Below are 19973 nucleotides of genomic sequence, written 5' to 3' on the forward strand. Positions count from 1 at the left end.
TTTGGCATGACCGACCAGTTGAAGAAGATCCTGCTCGGCGAACAGGGGCTCGTCGTCATCTTCATCGTCGCCTTCGCATTGGTGTCTTTGCTGGTGCCGAACTTCCTGACCGACCGCAACATGCTGGGCCTGCTGCAGTCGGTGGTCACCGTCGGCATCGTCGCCTGCACCATGATGTTCTGTCTCGCCGCGCGCGACTTCGACCTGTCGGTGGGGTCGATCGTCGCCTTTGCCGGCATGGTCGCCGTGATGGCGTCGAACTACACCGGCTCGATCCTGCTTGGCCTTCTGGCGGCGATCGCCTGCGGCGGTTTCGTCGGCTTCATCAATGGTGTGGTCATCGCCAAATTCCGCATCAACGCGCTGATCACGACGCTGGCCACCATGCAGATCGTGCGCGGCCTGGCGCTGATCGCGTCCGATGGCCGGGCGGTGGGCATCAACAGTCCGGATTTCTACCAGCTGGCGCTGTCGAAGCTGCTGGGCATACCGACGCCGATCTGGGTGCTCGTCGCGCTGTTCTGCATTTTCGGCTTCGTGCTGAACCGCACCGTCTTCGGCAAGAACACGCTGGCCATCGGCGGCAACCCGGAGGCTTCGCGGCTGGCCGGCGTCAATGTCGACAGGACGCGCATCTGGATCTTCGCGCTGCAGGGCGTCGTCTGCGGCATAGCCGGCATCCTGCTCGCTTCGCGCATCACTTCGGGCCAGCCCAACGCGGCTGTCGGGCTTGAGCTCTCGGTCATCTCGGCCTGCGTGCTCGGCGGCGTCTCGCTTGCCGGCGGCCGCGCCACCATGTCGGGCGTCATCGTCGGCGTGCTGATCATGGGCATCGCCGAGAACGCCATGAACCTGCTGAACATCCCGGCCTTCTACCAGTACATCGTGCGCGGCGTGATCCTGCTGCTCGCCGTGCTGCTCGACAATCTGCGCTCGTCGGCACTGGGCCGGCGCTGACCGCCTTCGACTGGAGTGATAGCGATGACTGAGCGCTTGTCCGGCAAACGCATCTTCCTGACCGGCGCGGCGCAAGGCATAGGGCTCGCCATCGCCGAAGCTTGTCTGGCCGAGGGGGCAAAGCTGTTCCTGGTCGACCAGGACGGCGCATTGCTGGACAAGACCGTCGCGGGCCTTGCAGCACCGCATGGGTCAATCGGGCATGCGACGGCCGATATCAGCGATGGCGCGGCGATCGCCGCTGCCGTTCAGCGGGCGAACGCCGAGATCGGCGAGATCAACGCGCTGATCAACAATGCCGGGATGAATGTATTCTCGACGCCGCTGGAGGCCACCGAGGAGCAGTGGAACCGCAATTTCGACGTCAACGTCAAGGGCGCATGGAACTGCAGCAAGGCTGTGCTTCCGGGCATGATCGCGAGCGGCGGCGGTGCCATCCTCAACATCGCCTCGACACACAGCTTCACCATCATTCCGCACACCTTTCCCTATCCCGTCGCCAAGCACGCGCTGCTGGGGCTGACGAAATCGCTGGCGCTCGAATATGCGGGGCAGGGCGTGCGCGTGAACGCGCTGGCGCCCGGCTATGTCGAGACGCGGAAGGCCATCGATTACTGGAACAGTTTTGCCGATCCGGCGGCGGCCCGCGCCAAGACGATGGCGCTGCACCCTGGCGGCCGCATCGCCACGACGCGCGAGATCGCGCTTGCCGCCGTGTTCATGATTTCCGACGAGAGCCCGTTCATGAACGCGGCCTGCCTCGTCATCGATGGCGGGCTCAGCCAGCTACAGCATCCCGCCTGAGCGCCAGGAAACAGCCATGACCAAGAGACGATCGCAGCACTGGTTCGGCGGGCAGGGCAAGGATGCCTTCATCCACCGCAGCTGGATGAAGAACAATGGCCTGCCGGACGACGCCTTCGACGGCCGCCCGGTGATCGGCATCTGCAACACCTTTTCCGAATTCACCCCCTGCCATGTGCATTTTCGCAGCCTGATCGAACACATCAAGGCCGGCGTGCTGGAAGCCGGCGGCCTGCCGCTGGAATTCCCGGTGTTCTCCTGTGGCGAATCCAATCTGCGGCCGACGGCGATGCTGTTTCGCAACCTCGCCTCAATGGATGTCGAGGAGGCAATCCGCGGAAACCCGATGGATGGCGTCGTGCTGATGGCCGGATGCGACAAGACCACGCCGTCGCTGGTGATGGGTGCCGCTTCATGCGACCTGCCGGCGATCGTCATCTCCGGCGGGCCGATGCTCAACGGCCGCTTTCAGGGCCGCGAGATCGGCTCGGGCACCGATGTCTGGAAGTTCTCGGAGGATGTGCGCGCCGGGGTGATGAGCGAACAGGATTTCGCCAATGCGGAGAGCGCCATGTCGCGCTCGCCGGGGCATTGCATGACGATGGGCACCGCCTCGACCATGGCCTCGATGGTCGAGGCGCTGGGGCTGGCGCTGCCGGGCAATGCCGCCTATCCGGCCGTCGACGCTCGGCGCAGCCGCATCGCCCGCATGACGGGGCGGCGCATCGTCGAGATGGTCAATGAGGATCTGCGTCCGTCGGCCATCCTCACCAGGCAGGCCTTCGCCAACGCCATCCGCGTCAATGGCGCCATTGGCGGCTCGACCAATGCCGTCGTGCATCTGCTGGCCATTGCCGGCCGCATCGGTACCGAGCTGACGCTGGACGATTGGGACCATTACGGCCGCGACGTGCCGACCATTCTCGACCTGATGCCGTCCGGCCGCTTCCTGATGGAGGATTTCTGCTATGCCGGCGGCATTCCGGCGGTCATGAAGGAGATCGCCGACATGCTGGACCTCGACGCGCTGACGGTCACGGGCAAGAGCCTGCGCGAGAACATCGCCGATGCCCGGAATTACAATCCGGAGGTGATCCGCCCGCGCGACAAAGCGCTGACGCCGCATGGCGGCATCGCGGTACTGCGCGGCAATCTGGCGCCCGACGGCGCCATCATCAAGCCGTCAGCGGCCTCGCCGGAATTGATGAAGCATCGCGGCCGCGCCGCCGTGTTCGAGGACATCGACGACTACAAGGCACGCGTCGACGATCCCGATCTCGACATCGACGAGAGTTCGATCATGGTGCTGAAGAATTGCGGCCCCAAGGGCTATCCGGGCATGGCCGAGGTCGGCAACATGGCGCTGCCGCGCAAGCTGCTGAAACAGGGTGTGCGCGACATGATCCGCATTTCCGACGCCCGCATGTCCGGCACCGCCTTCGGCACGGTGGTGCTGCACGCCGCACCCGAGGCGGCGGTTGGTGGTCCCCTGGCGCTGGTCAGGAGCGGCGACATGATCGAGATCGATGTCGAAGCGCGGCGGCTGCATCTCGAGGTCTCCGAGCAGGAACTCGCGGAGCGGCGCCGGTCGTGGGTCGCGCCCGAGCCGGCAATGCGCGGCGGCTATCAGGGCCTTTACACCGAGCATGTGCTGCAGGCGGATCGTGGCGCCGATCTCGATTTCCTTGTCGGCAGCCGTGGTCACGCCATTCCGCGCGAAAGCCATTGAGACCGACCGGAATGGCGAAATCAAAACCCGATGACTTCCATGGCATCCACGCCATTCTCTACGCCCTGTTTGACGAGAACGAACGGCTGGACCGCGCGGCGATGCGCCGGCAGGTCGAGATCTGCCTGGCGACCGGCGTGCATGGCATGGCAGCCCTTGGCCTTGCGACGGAAGTCGCCAAGCTGACCGAGGCCGAGCGCCGGACTGTCATGGACTGGACGGCGCAGGACACCGCCGGCAAAGTGCCGCTCGCCTTCACCATCTTCGGCGCGTCCATTGCCGAGCAGGTCGCGCAGGTGCGCCATGCCGAAAGCGTCGGCGCCGACTGGGTGATCCTGCAGCCGCCGCCTGGCGGCTCCTATGGCGCGCCGGAATATATCCGCTTCTCCGGCAGCGTCGCGGAAGCGACGGACCTGCCGGTGGCGATCCAGAACGCACCGGCCTTCTTCGGACGGGGGCTGACGTCGGACGAAATCCGCGACCTCGTCACGCTGCATCCCAACATCAGGCTGATCAAGGGCGAGGGTCCGGTCACCGACATCGCAGGGCTGATCGAGCGTACCGAGGGCCGCATTCCTGTCTTCAACGGGCGCGGCGGGCTGGAGCTGATCGACAATTTCCGCATCGGCTGCCGGGGCATGATCCTGGCGCCGGACTGCGTCGACCTTGCCGTGCGCGCCTACGAGGCGTTTCGCGCCGGAGACGAAGCAAAGGCCGAGGCCGAGTACGAAACAATGCTGCCTGCGGCCGTCTTCGTCATGCAGGGAATCGAGAACCTGATCTGTTACGGCAAGCGGCTGTTCGGCGCCCGCGCCGGCATCCCGATCCATGACCGCGCTCCGGCCATGCGGCCAAACGCGACCGGGCTTGAGCTGGTGGAGCGGTTTGCCCGGCGTCTTGGCCGGATTTGAGCAGGCGGTTTATCTGCCGAGGAATTCGAATTGCGGCGCCCGGCATTGGCGATGAGGCCGCAGGCGCAATGAACTTTGTCTCTATTTGTTCAGCAAGACTCCTGTGCGCCTGCCGCATGGATTGCGATCTGATTTAACTCGTCGAAATATGCATTGGGTATCAGGTCGCCCAACTTAGGCGGCAACTGACCGTTGAACGACACACTCCCTGAGGGTGTGCATCCCATTTGGAAACTGCCCATTTGCACCTCCCCCATTATCGCATCTCCATTTTGGAGGCGCATCTGGAACGCCCATGGAGCCGTGTTGTACCGACCTTTGCTCGCCCCCTCGAAAGCTGCGTTGAAGGTAACGGTAGGGGACTGTTCGCTTGGAATTCGGTGAATGGTGACGTCGAATTTGCTAAAGAACCATGCCGGGGTGCCATCATAGGCAATAGTGTGAGCCGGCATGGCGCATTTGAATACTTTGAATTCGACTTTGTTTCCGGCGCCCATCTGCTGTTGGGTTACGGGGCAAACGATCTCAAACGTCGTGGATGCTTGAGCAAAAGCAATTGGCATGTGCGAGGGAACAAAAAAAATTGTAAAGGCAACCAGCGTAGAAATGGTCTTTTTCATAATGATTCCTTGTTCTTAGCCGATGTATCGATGTCTTTGATTGAAGGGTATACCTGGCAAGACTGGCAGTGCATTAGCGCCATTGCATCCCCTAAATAAGGGATGCGCGATCATCAGATATCGCTAAAGGATATTGTTGTGGGTGATCAATCGGGGTTTGGCCACATTGGGTTCTAGATCGTTCAATCCTGGGAAGATCAGTCTTAGGCCAATGCATGCGGAATTCGATTGCCATTGCCGCCAGATTAGCCAGCCCCGATGCGAAGACGGTTGTATGAAATCCGCTGACAGAAACCGTGCAGGCGATCATGACGTGGGGTGAGAAACATCTGGCATCCGAGATCGCGGAAATCCATAGCGTCATCAATGCCGCCGCGTGTGATGTAAACCGCTGGATCGATGTCGCTCATTCCTTGCAGACGATGCTTCCTGGTTCAAAGATCCTGTTCCAAGTTGCCGGAAAGGAAAACACAACTGTTCATCAGGTTGTTCACTCCGGCTTCAGTGATCAGACGATCAAATACTATGGCGATCATTATTGGAGGATCAATCCCTGGACCAAGGGAGTGTACGAGATGAACATGTCATCGTTCAAATCAGCGTCACAGCTCTATCCTGACGGATTGCTGAGGAAGACGGAATTCTTTGCTGATCTATTGAACCCCGAGCGTGAGTGCGACCAGGCAACTGCCTTGAAATTCGCCGCGCACAAGGATCGGTACGCACTTTTGGCCGTGCATCATGATTCCCGGCACCACGAGCATATGCATGCGCGGAGCCAGGCCCTGCTGGGCACTCTTGTGCCTGCCCTTCGAACCGCGCTCGAGGTCAACCGCCTCACCAACCCGCTGTTCCATTTGCCGGGAGGACGTGGATTGATCGATCAACTCGTCGATGCGGCGTTTGTGGTGGATGAGGACTGCCGTCTCCTTGCTTCAAATGCCGCCGCGAACGAACTTCTGGCCGGTGCCGGCCTTATGTTGGTCAGGGCGCACGATGTCGTCCAGATCAATGATGCGGAAGCAAACGCGGCCTTTGCACGCCTTGTCCGAAACAGTTGCAGCCTCGGAAACGGCCGGGCCAGACTAAACGATCTGATCTTCAATTCCGCATCGGGAAGCCATGTCGTCACCTGCGTTCCCGTTGCGATCGATCAAACGAATACGTTGCCGGCCGGGCTTCTGTCGGTTTTTGTTCCCAGGACGGTTGCCTTGGTCATACTTCGTCCCCGTGCAAGCGAAGACCCTTCCGTCGTCATCGAAAATCTGCGCCTTCATTTTGGACTGACCAAAGCGGAAGCCCGCCTGATCCTGGAGTTTGAGCGCGGTGGCACGCTGTCGGAAATCGCCGAGCGGCTTGGCGTCGCGCGCTCGACGGTCCAGACCCATATCAAGGCAATCTTTGCCAAGACCGGCACGTCCAAACAGAGAGATGTCGTCACGCTGGTGACGCGGCACAGAGCCTCTGGCAACTTGTTTTCGGTCGACGGGTTTTGATCCCGGATCCGACAATGCCGAGGTGAAGGGCAGGGCGCCGTGGGGATCACCAGGACGCGCCTAGCGGGCCGCTTGTTCGGGCCTGATCTTCTGGAAAAGACCGAAGAGCCCGAGGCCACGGGCCTGCGGGCTCCCTTGCTGTCAGAGCGAGTGCTTGTATCCGATTGCGATGTTGAGCTTGTCGGCTGACAGGTCGTTGTACGGCGACGACGTCGTGTCGGTCTTCTTCCATGAGTAACCGATGTTGGCATAGACGGCGTTGGTGGAGTCGATGTTGTAGGTCACGCCGGTGGCCACTTTCGGTGTTTCCCAGGTGGTGCTGAATGCGTTGCGGTAGCGCAGGTTGAAGACGTTCCAGGTCCACTGCCTGGTCAGCTTCCAGTCACCCGCGAGATAAATGGCGTAATAGGGAACCTGCGCATTGGCATCCCCGTCCTTGATGATGGCAGTGTCGTGCCAGGTGTAGCCGATGCCCAGGCTGGGTGTCAGCGTGAAGGTGTCGGTGAGCTTGATCTTGTAGCCGATGCTGGCTTCGCCGTAATACTGGGATTTTCCGCCGGTCTTGAATGTGGGCTGGAAAAATACGCCGCCGACGAAGTTGTTGTCGAAGTTGTGCGAGACGCTGAACTTGAAATAGGTGTCGGCAAGCGAGCGGGCGGTGTTGCTGCCATTGTTGATGGCATAGAACTCCGGGCTTCCCTCGATGGCCAGGGTCCAGGTGGGCGCCGCCGGCGGCGGTGCTTCAACCAGATCGGCCGCGAAGCCGGGTGTCGCCATGGACAGGCAGATGCCCAATGGCGCGATAATCTTACGAAAAGGCATGGTATTCCCCTCAATCCGAGATGTGGCGGTACACCGCTCGGCGGAATGGGAGAAACCCGTCGAACGATCTCGGATATTTGGGCTCATTTCAGGCGCTTGACGACGAACGCGGTTCCAAAGAACAAGCAAGCCGGCAAAAATTTCTACTCTGCTTTGCCATGTGCCCGACCAGAACCGATCCGTCTGGGGATCACCACGTCCGCGGGACGCTGGCGACGACAGGATTCGGTCGAACCGGAGGCTGACCACGGCCTGCCGCCGAATCCCCAATCCGACAGTCGGGCTAAGCACCAGGCAGCCTCGCCCGACAACTTTTTGTGAAGAGCCGTCGGAAGGCCGGCTGCGTCACAATTGCGCTAGGGGTCATGGTATTGGCTCGGACGTTGTCTGGCAGCGGGGTGCCGAGACGGGGACGAACGAGGGATCAGCCACCATGACTGACAAAACCAATCCAGCTCAAGACCCACGGAATGGCGGCCAAAACGGGGGCGGCCACAAGGAGCGGCACCACTTCCGCTTCCACCGGCCCCATGTGCATCTGCACTCGCTTTATGGCGATGACTGGTTCGCGCTGAAGGCGGAGAAGTTCGCCCGCTTCTTCGGCACGCCTACCTTTCTCATCGTCCAGACCGTGATCGTTGGCCTGTGGATGCTGGTCAACATCGTCGGCGTGACCCAGTTCGATGTTTATCCCTTCATCCTGCTGAACCTGGCCTTCAGTCTTCAGGCCGCCTACGCGGCGCCGCTGATCCTGCTGGCGCAGACGCGCCAGGCCGACCGGGACAAGGTGCACGCCGAAGCCGACGCCCTGCACCGCGAGGACCTTGCACGCGTCAGCGACGAGCGGCTGGCGGTCGCGGCCCACCAGACCACCATGCTGGTCGACCTGGTGAGGCAGAACACGAAACTGACGGAAACCATCAAGTCGCTCACCGAACGCGTCGAGACCTTGACGACCGAGGTGCACAAGCACGTCATCGCGTCGGCGGCATCCTCGACGGGTTGACAGCCGGAGGCCGCCCGGGGCGCCATCGCTGGCTCGACCCGTCCGTAGCGGGATCGCGATCACTTTTCCTTGATCGCCGGCAATCGGGCCCCGTTTGCCGGGAAGAGTAGATACCGTGCCGCAAAGCCGCCTTGTTGCGACTTTGTAACGAGCACAATCCAGAAACAAAATTCTACGGGCCGGAAATACCGAGGAAAAAATTCGAGAGCGATAGTCAGCGACGCGGCGATCCGGTCACCGGTCTGGCGGTGACGCTCAAATCCAGCCAGCGAAAAGGGGAGGAATCTCATGCGGAGCTCTCTCCTCTGTTCGCCATCAGGCTTTCGGATCGCTGTCAGGAATCCGTGCGGGGATGTCTTCTCTAAGAGCCTTCGTTGCTCTCAAATCGATGGGTAATCGTAATGTGGAAGATCTCGAAATATCTTACTTTCTTCGTGGCGGTGATCGTCTTCGCGGTGGGATCCACCGCCGGGGCGATGGCGCAAGGCCAAAAGCGCCTTGCCTTCGTCATCGGCAATGCCGCCTATCCGTCGGGCGCGCTGCCCACCACCGCCAATGATGCGGGCCTTGTCGCCCAGACGTTGCAGGCGGCCGGCTTCGATGTGGTCGGCGCCCGCGACGTCGACCAGGAATCGCTGCGCGGCGCGTATCGCGATTTCCTGGCCAAGGTCACGGCCGCCGGGCCCGACGCCGTCGTCTTCGTCTATCTCGCCGGCTACGGCGTGCAGTTCGAGGGGGAGAATTACTTCGTGCCCGTCGATGCGCAGATCAACAATGCCGCCGACGTTCCGATCGCAGCGGTACGGGTGTCCGACCTCACCAAGCCGCTCGCCGCCCTGCCGACCAAGGTCAACATCGTCGTGCTCGACGCGGCGCGGCCCAATAGTTTCGTGAAATCCAGCCAGCCGCTCGCCGGCGGTCTGGCGCTTGTCGATCCCGATCCGAACATGCTGGTCGCCTTCAACGCCGCGCCCGGCACGGTGGCGCCCGAAGGGAAGGGGCCCTATGGCGCCTATGCCCAGGCACTGGCCGAAATGATGCGCGACGGCGGCCTGGCGTTGGGCGATGTGTTCGACCGGACGCGGCTGCGCGTCAACGAGGTGACCAATGGCGCGGAAGTGCCCTGGAATGCCTCCAAGATCAACGATCCCTTCGTCTTCTTCGACCGTGGCCCTGATGCTCCGGCGCAGCAGGTGTCCGCCGCCGAAGTCAGGACCAACCGGACCAAGGCGATCCGCGACTTCGACGCGCATGACGCCTATGTCGCGGCGCTCGATCGCGACACGATGGGTGGCTACGAGGATTTCATCGTCGCCTATCCGCATGATCCGATGGCCAAGCGCGTGCGCGCGATCCTGGCGGCGCGGCGCGAGGCGATCACCTGGCGCCAGACCTGGCTCCGGGATACGCCGGATGCCTACTGGTCGTATCTCCAGCGCTATCCGCACGGCCCGCATGCCTGGGACGCGCGCCATCGCCTGGAGCATTTCGATGCGGCACTCGAGCCGCCGCAGAGCTTTGCCGTCTATGCCTATGACGTGCCGCCGCCGCCACCCGAGGAAATCGTCTATGTCGACCGGCCGGTGCTCTATTTCGACGATCCGGAATTCGGCTTCGATCCGCCGCCGCCGGTGGCCGTGATCTTCCTGCAGCCGCGGCCTCGCGATTTCATCGACCTGCCGCCGCCGCCGCCGCCGATCGGTGTGTTCCTGCTGCCGACGCCGGCCTTCGTGCCCGTGCCGGTGTGGGTGAACCCGCCGCATGACATCTTCCCGCCGCCCAACAATGTCATCTTCAACAACATCCACAACACCACGATCATCAACAACACGAACATCAACGAAAACAACAACCAGGGCGGTGGGCTCACCACCGGCCAGAAGCTGACCGGGGCCGCCGTGGGCGTCGGTGCGGCGGCACTGGCGACCAAGGTGGCGCTGCCGGCCTTCCTGCAGAAGAAGGAAGCCGTGCTGTCGAAGCAGAACAATGGGCAGAACAATGGGCAAAACGGGGGGCAGAACCCGGGCGGCCTGCCGCTGAAGCCCGGGCAGAATGGCCAGCAGCCGCTGTCCAAGACACTGCCGGCCGACAAGCTGACCGGTCACGCGCTGCCTGGAGCCGACGGCAAGACGCTGCCGCTGGTCAATGGCAAGCCGGTGCTCAATGGCCAGAACCTGCCCAACAATGGTCAGAACCTGCCCAACAACAAGTCCAGGAAGCTGAACAAGCAGGGCACGGCCGGTGGAAACGCCGTGACCGGCAATCCCGTTGCCAATGGGCAGAACGGTGCCAACGGGCAAGGCCAGAACGGTTCGGGCCAGAACGGAAACGGTCAGAACGGAAATGGCAAGAACGCCAAGTTGCGCAAGGTGCCGGGGGCCAATGGTACGCCCACGGTGAATGGAGCCAACAACCCATCGGTGGTGAACGGCCAGAATTCGGGCCAGAACCCGGCCAATGGCAAGCCTAGGAAGCTTCGCAACCAGGGCAATGGCCAGGCGAACGGCCAAAGCAATGGGAACCAGGGCAACGGAAGCCAAGGCAACGGAAACCAGGGCAACGGCGCCAAGTTCCGCAAGCTGCCCGCCAACGGAAACGGTGGCGCCAACAACCAGCCGAAGTTCAAGGTCAACAATGGCAATGGCAACCCGCAGATGAAGGTGCAGAGCCAGCCCAGGCCGCCGAAGCCGGAGTTCCACGCCCCGCCCAAGCAGCAGATGCAGCAGGTGCACCGGCAGCCGCAGGCACAGCCGAGGCCGCCACAACCGCAAGGTGGCAAGAAGCCGGTTTGCGGCCATCCGGGCGAGCCGCCCTGCAAATAGGCGGGGCTACATCCAGGCCATCTCGCGAGGCGGCTTGATGCGAGGAAACAGACGGGCGGTTCAGCTTCTGAACCGCCCGTCTTGCGTCGGAAATGTGCGTCGCAACCCTACCTTGGCTCAGCGCAGGAAGTTTCACCCTGCACGATTTGCAATGCTTCGATGCCGTGGTCCGCACCGGCGGCTTCCAGCCGGCGGCGGCAATGCCGCACCGAGGAGTTGGTGGCGGCGCGCCGCCACGACCGGCCGCACGGGCCGATCACAAACCGTCCGTGGGATCATATCCAGCAGGAAGCGCCGGCGCTGCGCCGCGCGCTCTAGACCTTGGCGCCAGGCATGACAGTCTGGCTTGCCGGCCCGGCCTCAGTCCTTCGCGCGTTCCACGTAGGCGCCATCGGCGGTCATCACCACCACGCGGGTACCCGGCGCGATATGGGGCGGCACGGTGGTGCGCACGCCGTTGGAGAGCACGGCGGGCTTGTAGGATGACGAAGCCGTCTGGCCCTTGGTCGTCGGCTCGGTTTCGACCACTTCGAATGTGGCGCGCTGCGGCAGCACCAGAGCGATTGCAACGCCATTGAACTGCGAGACCTGAACCGGCATGCCTTCCTGCAGGTAAGGCGCGGCGTCACCGACCACGGCTTCCGATACCGCCACCTGGTCGTAGGTTTCCGGGTTCATGAAGTGATAGCCTTCGCCATCGGCGTAGAGGAACGTGTGTTCGCGCTCTTCAACATAGGCGCGCTCCACCTGCTCGGTCGTACGGTAGCGTTCCGAAACCTTCACCCCGTCGCCAATACGGCGCATGTCGAGCTGCGTCACCGGTGTGCCCTTGCCCGGGTGGATGTTTTCGGCAAAGAGGATCACATAAAGCTTGCCGTCCTTGTCGACGACATTGCCTTTGCGGAGCGAACTGGCGATAACCTTCACCACGGCTTTACATCCTGAAATCGTTGATTGTCATAATCGGCCGCGAGAGCCGTCCTGTGTGCGCCGTAGCGCATCTTGGGCGTTCCCGCCAGCCCCATTCACAATTGGTACAGTCCCATGACCGACGCTTCGCCCTGGTGGACGCCTCATGTTCACGCCGACCGACGCCCGCGCCTGATGCTTCGCAACGGCATTGCCGCAAGCCTGCGCGACTGGTTTTCACGCCGTGACTTTGTCGAGGTCGAGACCGCCGCCCTTCAGGTCTCCCCCGGCAATGAGGCGCATCTGGCGGCCTTCGCCACGGAGGTCGTCGGTCCGGACGGGGCGCGCTCGCCGCTTTATCTGCACACGTCGCCGGAATTCGCGTGCAAGAAGCTGCTTGCCGCCGGGGAGCAGCGCATCTTCAGTTTCGGCCCCGTCTACCGCAACCGTGAGCGTGGCCCCCTGCACCATCCTGAATTCACCATGCTCGAATGGTACCGTGTGGGGGAGAGCTATGAGAGCCTGATGCTGGATTGCGCCGCCCTGCTGGCGCTTGCCGCGGAGCGGGCCGGGGCCAGGCGCTTCAGCTTCCGTGGCCGCGACTGCGATCCCTTCGCCGAACCGGAACGGCTGACGGTCGCCAACGCCTTCATACGCCATGCCGGCATCGACCTGCTCGCCACCATCGCCGCCGACGGCAGCACCGATCGCGACGCCCTGTACGGCGCCTTAAACCGCGCCGGGCTGCGGACCGCGCCGGACGACAATTGGGCCGACCTGTTCAGCCGCGTCATGGTGGAGAAGGTCGAGCCGGTGCTCGGACTGGGCCGCGCCACCATTCTTTGCGAGTATCCTGTCGCCGAAGCAGCGCTTGCCCGGCCAAAAGCCGCCGATCCGCGCGTCGCCGAGCGTTTCGAGCTCTATGGCTGCGGCGTCGAGCTTGCCAACGGCTTTGGCGAACTGACCGATCCGCAAGAACAGCGCCGGCGCTTCATCATCGAGATGGACGAGAAGCAGCGCATCTATGGCGAGCGCTACCCGATCGACGAGGATTTCCTCGCCGCCCTCGCCATCATGCCGCGGGCCAGCGGCATCGCGCTCGGCTTCGACCGGCTGGTGATGCTGGCCACGGGCGCCCACAGGATCGAGGATGTGATCTGGACGCCGGTGGCGGTTTCGTAGCGGCGAGACGCTTCGTCGCCGGCCGCGGTCGTCGGCTCAGTGCGCGAAAATCTGCTCGAGCGAGCGAAAGCCCTTGAATTCCAGTGCGTTGCCCGAGGGGTCGCGGATGAACAGCGTCGCCTGTTCGCCGGGCTCGCCCTTGAAGCGCACCATCGGCCGTTCCAGCCAGTCCACATCGTCGCGCGCTTCGAGCCGCGCGGCTAGTCGCTCCCACTCATCCATCAGCAGGACCGCGCCGAAATGCGGGATCGGCACGACAATGCCGTCGACCTTGCCGTCGCTGGCGGCCTGGGAGGCCTGGGAGGCCTGCGGCCGCAGATGCGCCGACATCTGGTGGCCGAAAAGGTCGAAGTCGACCCAGGTCGTCGAGGAGCGGCCAATCGCGCATCCCAGCACGTCGCCATAGAAAGCGCGTGTTTCATCGAGATCACGGACCGGGAAGGCGAGGTGGAAGGGCGTCATGACGTATGCTCCGAACAGGCTGTGGACCGGGCGGCGATGCCTGGGCTTGGTCGCGACCGAGCGAGCGAAGCATCGTGATTACCGCTTCTCCCATTGCACAAGCCGGACCGGAACAATAGATGGTGCAGCAGCGGCTGCACCCGAAGCAGGCCGAAAAGCGGGATTATCAGCATGACAGACACGCTCGATGCAGCAAAATTGACCGACCGCGTCGCGGCCCTGGTCGAGGCTGCCAAGCGGGCCGGCGCGGATGCCGCCGACGCGGTGGCGGTGCGCGGCCGCTCGACCGGCGTGTCCGTGCGCATGGGCAAGGTCGAAGGCACGGAATCGTCCGAGAGCGAGGATGTCTCGCTGCGCGTCTTCGTCGGCAACCGCGTGGCGAGCGTATCGGCGACCGCTGCATCCGATCCCAAGGCGCTGGCGGAACGCGCCGTGGCGATGGCCAAGGTGTCGCCGGAAGATCCCTATCAGGGGCTGGCGGATCCCGCGCTGCTGGCCAAAAGGACACCCGATCTCGATCTGTTCGACGCCACGGAAGTCTCGGCCGACCGGCTGAAGGAAGACGCGCTTGCCGCCGAAGAAGCAGCACTTGCCGTGAAGGGCATTACCAATTCCGCCGGCAGCGGCGCCAGCGCCGGGCTTGGCGGGCTGGTTCTGGCGACCTCGCATGGCTTTCTCGGCCAGTATGTCGCCTCGCGCTTTTCGCGCTCGGCCAGCGTCATCGCGGGCGAGGGCACCGGCATGGAGCGCGACTATGAGTTCTCCTCGCGCCAGCATTTTTCCGATCTCGACGCGCCGCGGGATATCGGCCGCAAGGCCGGCGAGCGCGCCGTGCGCCGGATCGGCGCGCGCAAGGCGGCGACCGGGCCGGTCAACGTGGTGTTCGATCCGCGCGTCGCGCGCGGTATCGCGGGGCATCTGGCCGGTGCGATCAATGGCGCCTCGGTGGCGCGCAAGACCAGCTTCCTGCGCGACATGATGGGCAAGCAGGTGGCCGCGGCCTCGATCACCGTCACCGACGAGCCGCTCCGGCGCCGGGGCCAGGCCTCGCGCCCGTTCGACGGCGAGGGCGTCGAGGGTGAAAAACTGTTCATGGTCGAGAAGGGCGTGCTCAACCACTGGTTCCTGTCGACTTCGGCCGCGCGCGAGCTTGGCCTGGTCACCAACGGCCGTGGATCGCGCGGTGGCTCCTCCGTCTCGCCATCGTCGACCAATCTCGCCATCGAACCCGGCGAACGGTCGCCGGAGGACCTGATCGCCTCGCTCAAGACCGGCTTCTACGTCACGGAAGTGTTCGGCCAGGGGGTCGACATGGTGACTGGCGAATACAGTCGTGGCGCTTCCGGATTCTGGATCGAGAATGGCCAGCTTGCCTATCCGGTCGCCGAGGTGACGATCGCGTCCAACCTGAAGACGATGTTCCTCAACATGGTTCCGGCGAGCGATCTCGACCGCAATTTCGGCACTGCCGCCCCCACGCTCCTGATCGAAGGCATGACCCTTGCCGGAGCTTGACCCGGTTACTTCAGCCGGGGCTCACGAGGACCTGTCGCTGCTGCGCGAAGCCGCCCGCGAGGCCGGCGTCATCGCGCTTCGCTACTTCGGCAACAACCCGCAAGTGTGGATGAAGGGCGGCACCTCGCCGGTCAGCGAAGCCGACCATGCCGCCGATGCCTATCTGCGTGACGCGTTGCTGGCGGCCCGCCCCGACTATGGCTGGCTGTCGGAGGAAACCGCCGACAATCCGGCCCGGCTGTCGGCGCGCCGCACCTTCGTCGTCGATCCCATAGACGGCACGCGCGGCTTCCTCGAGGGCCAGCGGACATGGTGCGTCAGCGTGGCCGTGGTCGAGGATGGCCACACGCTTTGCGGCGTGCTGGAGTGCCCCGCAATGGGTGAAACATACTGGGCGCTGCCGGGTGAAGGCGCCTTCAAGAACGGCCAGCGCATCGCCGCCCGCAAGCCCGGACAGATGGTGGAGATTGCCGGCCCCAAGCCGATGGCCGACCTGATGCCGGCCGAATGGCGGCCCCGGCTGAAGTGGGCTCCCTACAGTCCATCCCTGGCGTACCGGCTGGCGATGATCGCCGACGGCGCGCTGGATGCCACCTTCGTCAAGCCGAACGCGCATGACTGGGATATTGCGGCTGCAGACCTGATCCTGCGCGAATCCGGCGGCCAGTTGCTCGACCGCCACGGCCGCGCGCCGCTCTATGCCGGGGAAGTCATTCGCCATGGCGCGCTCGTTGCGGGCAGCGGCGAACTGCTCGACGTCATGGCGGGCCTGATCGCGGAACTGGACGAACCATGATGCCGAGAGCCGGAAGCCGGCTTGCGGACAGCCTTGTATAGACAAAGCGCTTTCGAAGGTTCCAAAATCAGTGGCTTTGGTCTAGACCACTCACAAACTTGCACGATGTGAAGGATCGACATGGCCGCAGATGACGGTAAGAAGCAGCTGTTGCATCTGGTGTTCGGTGGCGAACTCAAGAAGCTCGGCGGCACGGAGTTCCGGGATCTCGATGCGCTCGAGATCGTCGGCATCTATCCGGACTATCAATCCGCGCACACCGCCTGGAAAGCCAAGGCGCAGGCCAGCGTGGACAATGCCCATATGCGCTACTTCGTCGTTCACCTGCACCGTCTGCTGGACCCCGACAACAAGGCTGTCGGTTGAATTCGATGGAGCATGATCTGGCGAAAGAGCCAGCGACGGAGGCGGCGCCCTCGAGCAGGGGGCGCAGCCGCACGACCAAGGCGTTCTGGCGCAAGATTCGCGAACCGCTGGCGCAGTCGCGGTTCGTCAAGAACGCCATTGCCAGCCTGTTTGCCCAGTTCGTGCGGCTCGTGCGCCTGACGAATCGCCTGGCTGAAGGATCGGCCCGGTTTTCCGGCGGCGCCTACGCGCAGTTCGAACCCGGCATCATCGCGCTCTGGCACGGCCAGCATCTCCTCACGCCAGCTTACTACCCGAAGCGCAAGCCGCTGGTGGCCATGGTGTCGCGTAGCGCCGACGCCGAGCTCAACGCCCTGATGCTGGAAAAATTCGGCATCGAGGCGGTGCGGGGCTCCGGCGGGCGTGACAATGCCAGGCATCTCGACAAGGGCGGCGCCAAGGCGCTGATTGCCCTGAAAAAGTCGCTCGCCGCCGGCAAGAACGTCGCCATGATCGCGGACATTCCCCACGGCACGCCGCGCGATGCCGGGCTCGGCATCGTTCTCCTGGCGCGCCTCTCCGGCCGGCCGCTGCTGCCCGTCGCCATCACCACCAGCCGCCGCAAGGTGCTGGAAAGGAGCTGGGACAAGACCACGATCAACCTGCCTTTCGGCCGCTCCTCCATCGTCATCGGCACGCCGATCTTCGTGGCCGCCGATGCCGACGGAGAGGAGATGGAACGCAAGCGCGTCGAGATCACCACCGCGCTCAACGCCGCGACCGCCGAGGCCTATCGCCTCGTGGATGGCCGCCAATGAGCGAGCGCTGGGCGCGAGCCATGCTGTCGGCGTACCGCTTCGCGGGCGCCGCGGCCTATCCGCTGGTCGGGCCTTACGTCGCCTGGCGTACGTCGAGGGGCAAGGAGGATCGCAACCGCCGCCGCGAGCGCTACGGCGTCGCCGGGCGCGAACGCCCCGAGGGGCCAGTGATCTGGATCCACGCGGCCAGCGTCGGCGAGACCATAGCGGTCGTGCCGCTGGTCGAAAGCATCCTCGACTACGGCGTCAACATCGTGCTGACGACCGGCACCGTGACCTCGGCGCAGGTCGCCGACGAGCGGCTGGGCAACCGTGTGATCCATCAATATGTGCCGCTGGACCTCAAGCCCGCGGTCAGCCGTTTTCTCGATCACTGGCGTCCGGACCTGGCGATCATCGCTGAATCCGAGATCTGGCCGATGACCATCCTGGAGCTTGGCGCGCGCCGCGTGCCGCAGGTGCTGGTCAATGGCAGGCTGTCCGACCGGTCCTTCAAGTCCTGGAAGAAGCGCGCCAACATCGCCGAGGCATTGTTCGAGAATCTGGCCCATGTCGTCGCCCAATCGGATGTCGATGGCGAGCGCTTCCTCTCACTGGGCGCGCGGCCGGTCACCGTGTCCGGCAATCTCAAGGTCGATACGCTGCCGCCGCCCGTCGATGACAAGGCGCTGGCGACATTGCGGCGCCAGATCGGCGACCGTCCGACCTGGGCGGCGATCTCGACGCATGATGGCGAGGAGGTCGTCGCGGCGGAAGTTCACGCCACGCTGCACAAGCGCCATCACGGGCTGCTGACCATCATCGTTCCGCGCCACCCCGATCGCGCCGAAGCCTTGGCCGCGCAGATTTCCGGCATGGGGCTGAAAATCTCGCGGCGCAGCAAGGGCGACAGGGTGTCCGCGGATACCGATATCCTGCTTGGCGACACGATCGGCGAGATGGGGCTCTATCTGCGCTTGACCGAGATCGCCTTTGTCGGCCGTTCGCTGACATCCGAAGGCGGCCAGAACCCGCTCGAGCCGGCGATGCTCGACACGGCGGTGCTTGCCGGCCGCAATGTGCAGAATTTTCGCGAAGCCTACCAGCGCCTGATCGACAGCGGCGGCGCCAAGCTGGTGCGCGACCGCGACATGCTGGCGGGGGCGGTCAATTTCCTGCTGTCCAACGAGGTGGCCCGCCATGAAATGATGGCGGCGGGCGCGGCGACCGTCGACGAGATGCGCGGCGCGCTGGCGCGCACGCTGAAATCGCTCGAACCCTTTATCCAGCCGCTGATCGTCAAGTCGCGCCTGAAGGGCGCCAACGGTCGGTAGTGTCCAGCGAAGCGCCCCCCTTCTGGTGGGAGAAGCCGGACTGGAAGGTCTGGGCGCTGTCGCCGATTTCGGCTGCCTACGCCGCCATTGCCGGCCGCCGCATGCGGTCGGCGCGCCGCGAAAAGGTCGAGGCGCCGGTGCTGTGCATCGGTAATTTCACGGTCGGCGGCACCGGAAAGACACCGGTGGCGATCGCGCTGGCCAAGCAGGCCAAGCGTATGCGGCTCAATCCCGGCTTCCTGTCGCGCGGCCATGGCGGTTGCTTCGCGCAGCCGCATATTGTCGATCCGCACCATGATGCCGCCAAGCATGTCGGCGACGAGCCGTTGCTGCTGGCCGAACACGCACCCGTCGCGGTGACGCCAAACCGCGCCGCCGGCGCCAGGCTGTTGATCGAACGGCACGGCTGTGACTTCCTGATCATGGATGACGGGTTCCAGAGCGCCCGCGTGCACATCGATTTCGCGCTGGTCGTCGTCGATGCGCGCTATGGCATCGGCAATGGCCGCGTCATTCCGGGTGGGCCGCTGCGGGCAAGGATCGTCGACCAGCTGGTCTTCACCAGCGCGCTGCTGAAGATGGGCGAGGGCACGGCGGCCGATGCCGTGGTGCGCCAGGCGGCGCGCGCGGGGCGACCGATATTCGAGGCGCATACCGAACCGACCAACACTGAAGGCCTGGCGGGCAAGCGGTTCCTGGCCTTCGCCGGCATCGGTCATCCTGAAAAATTCTTCGACACGGTGCGTGACGCCGGCGGCGACGTGGCGCTCGCGCGGCCGTTTCCGGACCATCACTTCTATGGCGAGGACGAACTGGCCGACCTGGCGACGACGGCGCGGGCCGAAAATGCCCGCCTGATCACAACGGCCAAGGATGCCGCCCGGTTGCGTCACGGCGTTTCCAGGGAATTCCTCGAACGGCTCGACGTGCTGGAAATCGACACCGTGTTCGAGCTCGACCATGTGCCGCAGCGCATCATCAACGAGACGCTGGACGCATGGCGCCAGCGCAAGCTCAAGGGTTAGCGGCGGCTGCGCAGTTCGGGATGCACCTCGATCTCGCGGCGCAGCGATGCGGTGGCGCTGACATACGGTTCCTGGCGGGCCACGCTCCAGTATTTCAGCTCGTCCAGCGGGATGCTCTCGCCGGTGACCGCGCAGCGCACGAACGAGCCGGGACTGGTGACCTGGAAGTCGCCGTCGAGATAACGGATACGGGCTTCCTTGCCGCCGGGGCCTTCGAAGCGGTTCATCATGAAATCGCGCCAGGTGTCATGACGATTTCATCGCCACAAATTGCCGGCAAGGTCAAGCTTTGCGATGAGGCCGACGCAACCCGGATGCGCTATTCGCGAGCGGAAACGGCCACCACGAAGCCTTTCGAAAGGGCTCAGGGGGTGACCTCGGCGGGGGATAGCCCCATTGTTCAGGCCGGCTACCCGTGGTCGAAGATTTTTCGGCAATGGC

Annotated in this window: 20 protein-coding genes; 14 read left to right on the forward strand and 6 right to left on the reverse strand. The window is 63.9% G+C overall.

The genetic code is table 11. The features are described from left to right. Window positions 1-6: 6 nt before the first annotated feature. The 4 genes from araH to ACO07C_RS25130 are packed head-to-tail and all read left to right on the forward strand — an operon-like array spanning window position 7 to window position 4401. Complete coding sequence (araH, locus tag ACO07C_RS25115; protein ID WP_421916864.1) at window positions 7-957, forward strand: L-arabinose ABC transporter permease AraH; 951 nt, start codon at window positions 7-9, stop codon at window positions 955-957. Window positions 958-981: 24 nt separating this feature from the next. After that, window positions 982-1761, forward strand: a complete 780-nt coding sequence (locus ACO07C_RS25120; protein ID WP_421916865.1) for an SDR family oxidoreductase — start codon at window positions 982-984, stop codon at window positions 1759-1761. A 16-nt stretch (window positions 1762-1777) separates the two neighbouring features. Then, the gene (gene araD / locus ACO07C_RS25125) at window positions 1778-3490 is read left to right on the forward strand and encodes an L-arabinonate dehydratase (protein ID WP_421916866.1); all 1713 of its coding nucleotides are present in this window, start codon (window positions 1778-1780) and stop codon (window positions 3488-3490) included. An 11-nt stretch (window positions 3491-3501) separates the two neighbouring features. Next, on the forward strand, window positions 3502-4401 hold the full coding sequence (locus ACO07C_RS25130; protein WP_421916867.1) for a dihydrodipicolinate synthase family protein: 900 nt from the start codon (window positions 3502-3504) through the stop codon (window positions 4399-4401). An 89-nt stretch (window positions 4402-4490) separates the two neighbouring features. Here ACO07C_RS25130 and ACO07C_RS25135 read toward each other — a convergent pair whose 3' ends face one another. Further along, on the reverse strand, window positions 4491-5021 hold the full coding sequence (locus tag ACO07C_RS25135) for a hypothetical protein (RefSeq protein ID WP_421916868.1): 531 nt from the start codon (window positions 5019-5021) through the stop codon (window positions 4491-4493). Between the two features lie 296 nt (window positions 5022-5317). Between ACO07C_RS25135 and ACO07C_RS25140 the strand changes: the two genes are divergently transcribed. Next, window positions 5318-6517 carry a helix-turn-helix transcriptional regulator gene (locus tag ACO07C_RS25140; protein ID WP_421916869.1) on the forward strand — a complete coding sequence of 400 codons (1200 nt, stop codon included), beginning with the start codon at window positions 5318-5320 and terminating at the stop codon, window positions 6515-6517. Window positions 6518-6658: 141 nt separating this feature from the next. Here ACO07C_RS25140 and ACO07C_RS25145 read toward each other — a convergent pair whose 3' ends face one another. Beyond that, window positions 6659-7339, reverse strand: a complete 681-nt coding sequence (locus ACO07C_RS25145; protein WP_421916870.1) for a hypothetical protein — start codon at window positions 7337-7339, stop codon at window positions 6659-6661. A 433-nt stretch (window positions 7340-7772) separates the two neighbouring features. On the opposite strand from ACO07C_RS25145, the gene ACO07C_RS25150 reads away from it, so the two are divergent. Beyond that, the gene (locus ACO07C_RS25150; protein WP_421916871.1) at window positions 7773-8345 is read left to right on the forward strand and encodes a DUF1003 domain-containing protein; all 573 of its coding nucleotides are present in this window, start codon (window positions 7773-7775) and stop codon (window positions 8343-8345) included. A 59-nt stretch (window positions 8346-8404) separates the two neighbouring features. Here ACO07C_RS25150 and ACO07C_RS25155 read toward each other — a convergent pair whose 3' ends face one another. Next, on the reverse strand, window positions 8405-8635 hold the full coding sequence (locus tag ACO07C_RS25155) for a hypothetical protein (protein WP_421916872.1): 231 nt from the start codon (window positions 8633-8635) through the stop codon (window positions 8405-8407). Window positions 8636-8746: 111 nt separating this feature from the next. Here ACO07C_RS25155 and ACO07C_RS25160 point away from each other — a divergent pair, with 111 nt between their 5' ends. Beyond that, the gene (locus ACO07C_RS25160) at window positions 8747-11167 is read left to right on the forward strand and encodes a caspase family protein (RefSeq protein WP_421916873.1); all 2421 of its coding nucleotides are present in this window, start codon (window positions 8747-8749) and stop codon (window positions 11165-11167) included. Between the two features lie 360 nt (window positions 11168-11527). Here ACO07C_RS25160 and efp read toward each other — a convergent pair whose 3' ends face one another. Next, a complete protein-coding gene (efp, locus tag ACO07C_RS25165; protein ID WP_421916874.1) occupies window positions 11528-12097 on the reverse strand; it encodes an elongation factor P in 570 nt (189 codons plus the stop codon). Between the two features lie 114 nt (window positions 12098-12211). Here efp and epmA point away from each other — a divergent pair, with 114 nt between their 5' ends. Then, window positions 12212-13258, forward strand: coding sequence for an EF-P lysine aminoacylase EpmA (epmA, locus tag ACO07C_RS25170; protein ID WP_421916875.1), 1047 nt, complete (start codon window positions 12212-12214; stop codon window positions 13256-13258). Between the two features lie 36 nt (window positions 13259-13294). On the opposite strand, the gene ACO07C_RS25175 is transcribed toward epmA, so the two are convergent. Then, a complete protein-coding gene (locus tag ACO07C_RS25175) occupies window positions 13295-13720 on the reverse strand; it encodes a VOC family protein (protein WP_421916876.1) in 426 nt (141 codons plus the stop codon). Between the two features lie 171 nt (window positions 13721-13891). Between ACO07C_RS25175 and ACO07C_RS25180 the strand changes: the two genes are divergently transcribed. From ACO07C_RS25180 to lpxK, 6 genes are all read left to right on the forward strand, one after another. After that, on the forward strand, window positions 13892-15235 hold the full coding sequence (locus ACO07C_RS25180; RefSeq protein WP_421916877.1) for a TldD/PmbA family protein: 1344 nt from the start codon (window positions 13892-13894) through the stop codon (window positions 15233-15235). Continuing rightward, window positions 15222-16031: a 3'(2'),5'-bisphosphate nucleotidase CysQ gene (locus ACO07C_RS25185; protein WP_421916878.1), complete on the forward strand. Its 810-nt coding sequence runs from the start codon at window positions 15222-15224 to the stop codon at window positions 16029-16031. Before ACO07C_RS25180 ends, ACO07C_RS25185 begins: the two co-directional genes overlap by 14 nt. A 120-nt stretch (window positions 16032-16151) precedes the next feature. Continuing rightward, window positions 16152-16397, forward strand: a complete 246-nt coding sequence (locus tag ACO07C_RS25190; RefSeq protein ID WP_421916879.1) for a DUF4170 domain-containing protein — start codon at window positions 16152-16154, stop codon at window positions 16395-16397. 5 nt (window positions 16398-16402) lie between these two features. Further along, a complete protein-coding gene (locus ACO07C_RS25195) occupies window positions 16403-17194 on the forward strand; it encodes a lysophospholipid acyltransferase family protein (RefSeq protein ID WP_421916880.1) in 792 nt (263 codons plus the stop codon). After that, window positions 17191-18507: a lipid IV(A) 3-deoxy-D-manno-octulosonic acid transferase gene (waaA, locus tag ACO07C_RS25200; protein ID WP_421916881.1), complete on the forward strand. Its 1317-nt coding sequence runs from the start codon at window positions 17191-17193 to the stop codon at window positions 18505-18507. Before ACO07C_RS25195 ends, waaA begins: the two co-directional genes overlap by 4 nt. Then, window positions 18507-19532, forward strand: coding sequence for a tetraacyldisaccharide 4'-kinase (lpxK, locus tag ACO07C_RS25205; protein ID WP_421916882.1), 1026 nt, complete (start codon window positions 18507-18509; stop codon window positions 19530-19532). Before waaA ends, lpxK begins: the two co-directional genes overlap by 1 nt. On the opposite strand, the gene ACO07C_RS25210 is transcribed toward lpxK, so the two are convergent. Then, window positions 19529-19762, reverse strand: a complete 234-nt coding sequence (locus tag ACO07C_RS25210) for a DUF2093 domain-containing protein (RefSeq protein ID WP_027054959.1) — start codon at window positions 19760-19762, stop codon at window positions 19529-19531. The two genes, lpxK and ACO07C_RS25210, sit on opposite strands and share 4 nt — an antisense overlap. Window positions 19763-19973: the final 211 nt, after the last annotated feature.

Source organism: Mesorhizobium sp. (genome assembly GCF_965229135.1).
Lineage (GTDB): Bacteria > Pseudomonadota > Alphaproteobacteria > Rhizobiales > Rhizobiaceae > Mesorhizobium.

What these genes read in the sequence shown, in the direction of transcription:
- araH (WP_421916864.1), top strand. Translation starts at nt 7, where the DNA reads ATGACCGACCAGTTGAAGAAGATCCTGCTCGGCGAACAGGGGCTCGTC.
- ACO07C_RS25120 (WP_421916865.1), top strand. Translation starts at nt 982, where the DNA reads ATGACTGAGCGCTTGTCCGGCAAACGCATCTTCCTGACCGGCGCGGCG.
- araD (WP_421916866.1), top strand. Translation starts at nt 1,778, where the DNA reads ATGACCAAGAGACGATCGCAGCACTGGTTCGGCGGGCAGGGCAAGGAT.
- ACO07C_RS25130 (WP_421916867.1), top strand. Translation starts at nt 3,502, where the DNA reads ATGGCGAAATCAAAACCCGATGACTTCCATGGCATCCACGCCATTCTC.
- ACO07C_RS25135 (WP_421916868.1), bottom strand. Translation starts at nt 5,021, where the DNA reads ATGAAAAAGACCATTTCTACGCTGGTTGCCTTTACAATTTTTTTTGTT.
- ACO07C_RS25145 (WP_421916870.1), bottom strand. Translation starts at nt 7,339, where the DNA reads ATGCCTTTTCGTAAGATTATCGCGCCATTGGGCATCTGCCTGTCCATG.
- ACO07C_RS25150 (WP_421916871.1), top strand. Translation starts at nt 7,773, where the DNA reads ATGACTGACAAAACCAATCCAGCTCAAGACCCACGGAATGGCGGCCAA.
- ACO07C_RS25155 (WP_421916872.1), bottom strand. Translation starts at nt 8,635, where the DNA reads ATGAGATTCCTCCCCTTTTCGCTGGCTGGATTTGAGCGTCACCGCCAG.
- ACO07C_RS25160 (WP_421916873.1), top strand. Translation starts at nt 8,747, where the DNA reads ATGTGGAAGATCTCGAAATATCTTACTTTCTTCGTGGCGGTGATCGTC.
- epmA (WP_421916875.1), top strand. Translation starts at nt 12,212, where the DNA reads ATGACCGACGCTTCGCCCTGGTGGACGCCTCATGTTCACGCCGACCGA.
- ACO07C_RS25175 (WP_421916876.1), bottom strand. Translation starts at nt 13,720, where the DNA reads ATGACGCCCTTCCACCTCGCCTTCCCGGTCCGTGATCTCGATGAAACA.
- ACO07C_RS25180 (WP_421916877.1), top strand. Translation starts at nt 13,892, where the DNA reads ATGACAGACACGCTCGATGCAGCAAAATTGACCGACCGCGTCGCGGCC.
- ACO07C_RS25190 (WP_421916879.1), top strand. Translation starts at nt 16,152, where the DNA reads ATGGCCGCAGATGACGGTAAGAAGCAGCTGTTGCATCTGGTGTTCGGT.
- ACO07C_RS25195 (WP_421916880.1), top strand. Translation starts at nt 16,403, where the DNA reads ATGGAGCATGATCTGGCGAAAGAGCCAGCGACGGAGGCGGCGCCCTCG.
- waaA (WP_421916881.1), top strand. Translation starts at nt 17,191, where the DNA reads ATGAGCGAGCGCTGGGCGCGAGCCATGCTGTCGGCGTACCGCTTCGCG.
- ACO07C_RS25210 (WP_027054959.1), bottom strand. Translation starts at nt 19,762, where the DNA reads ATGATGAACCGCTTCGAAGGCCCCGGCGGCAAGGAAGCCCGTATCCGT.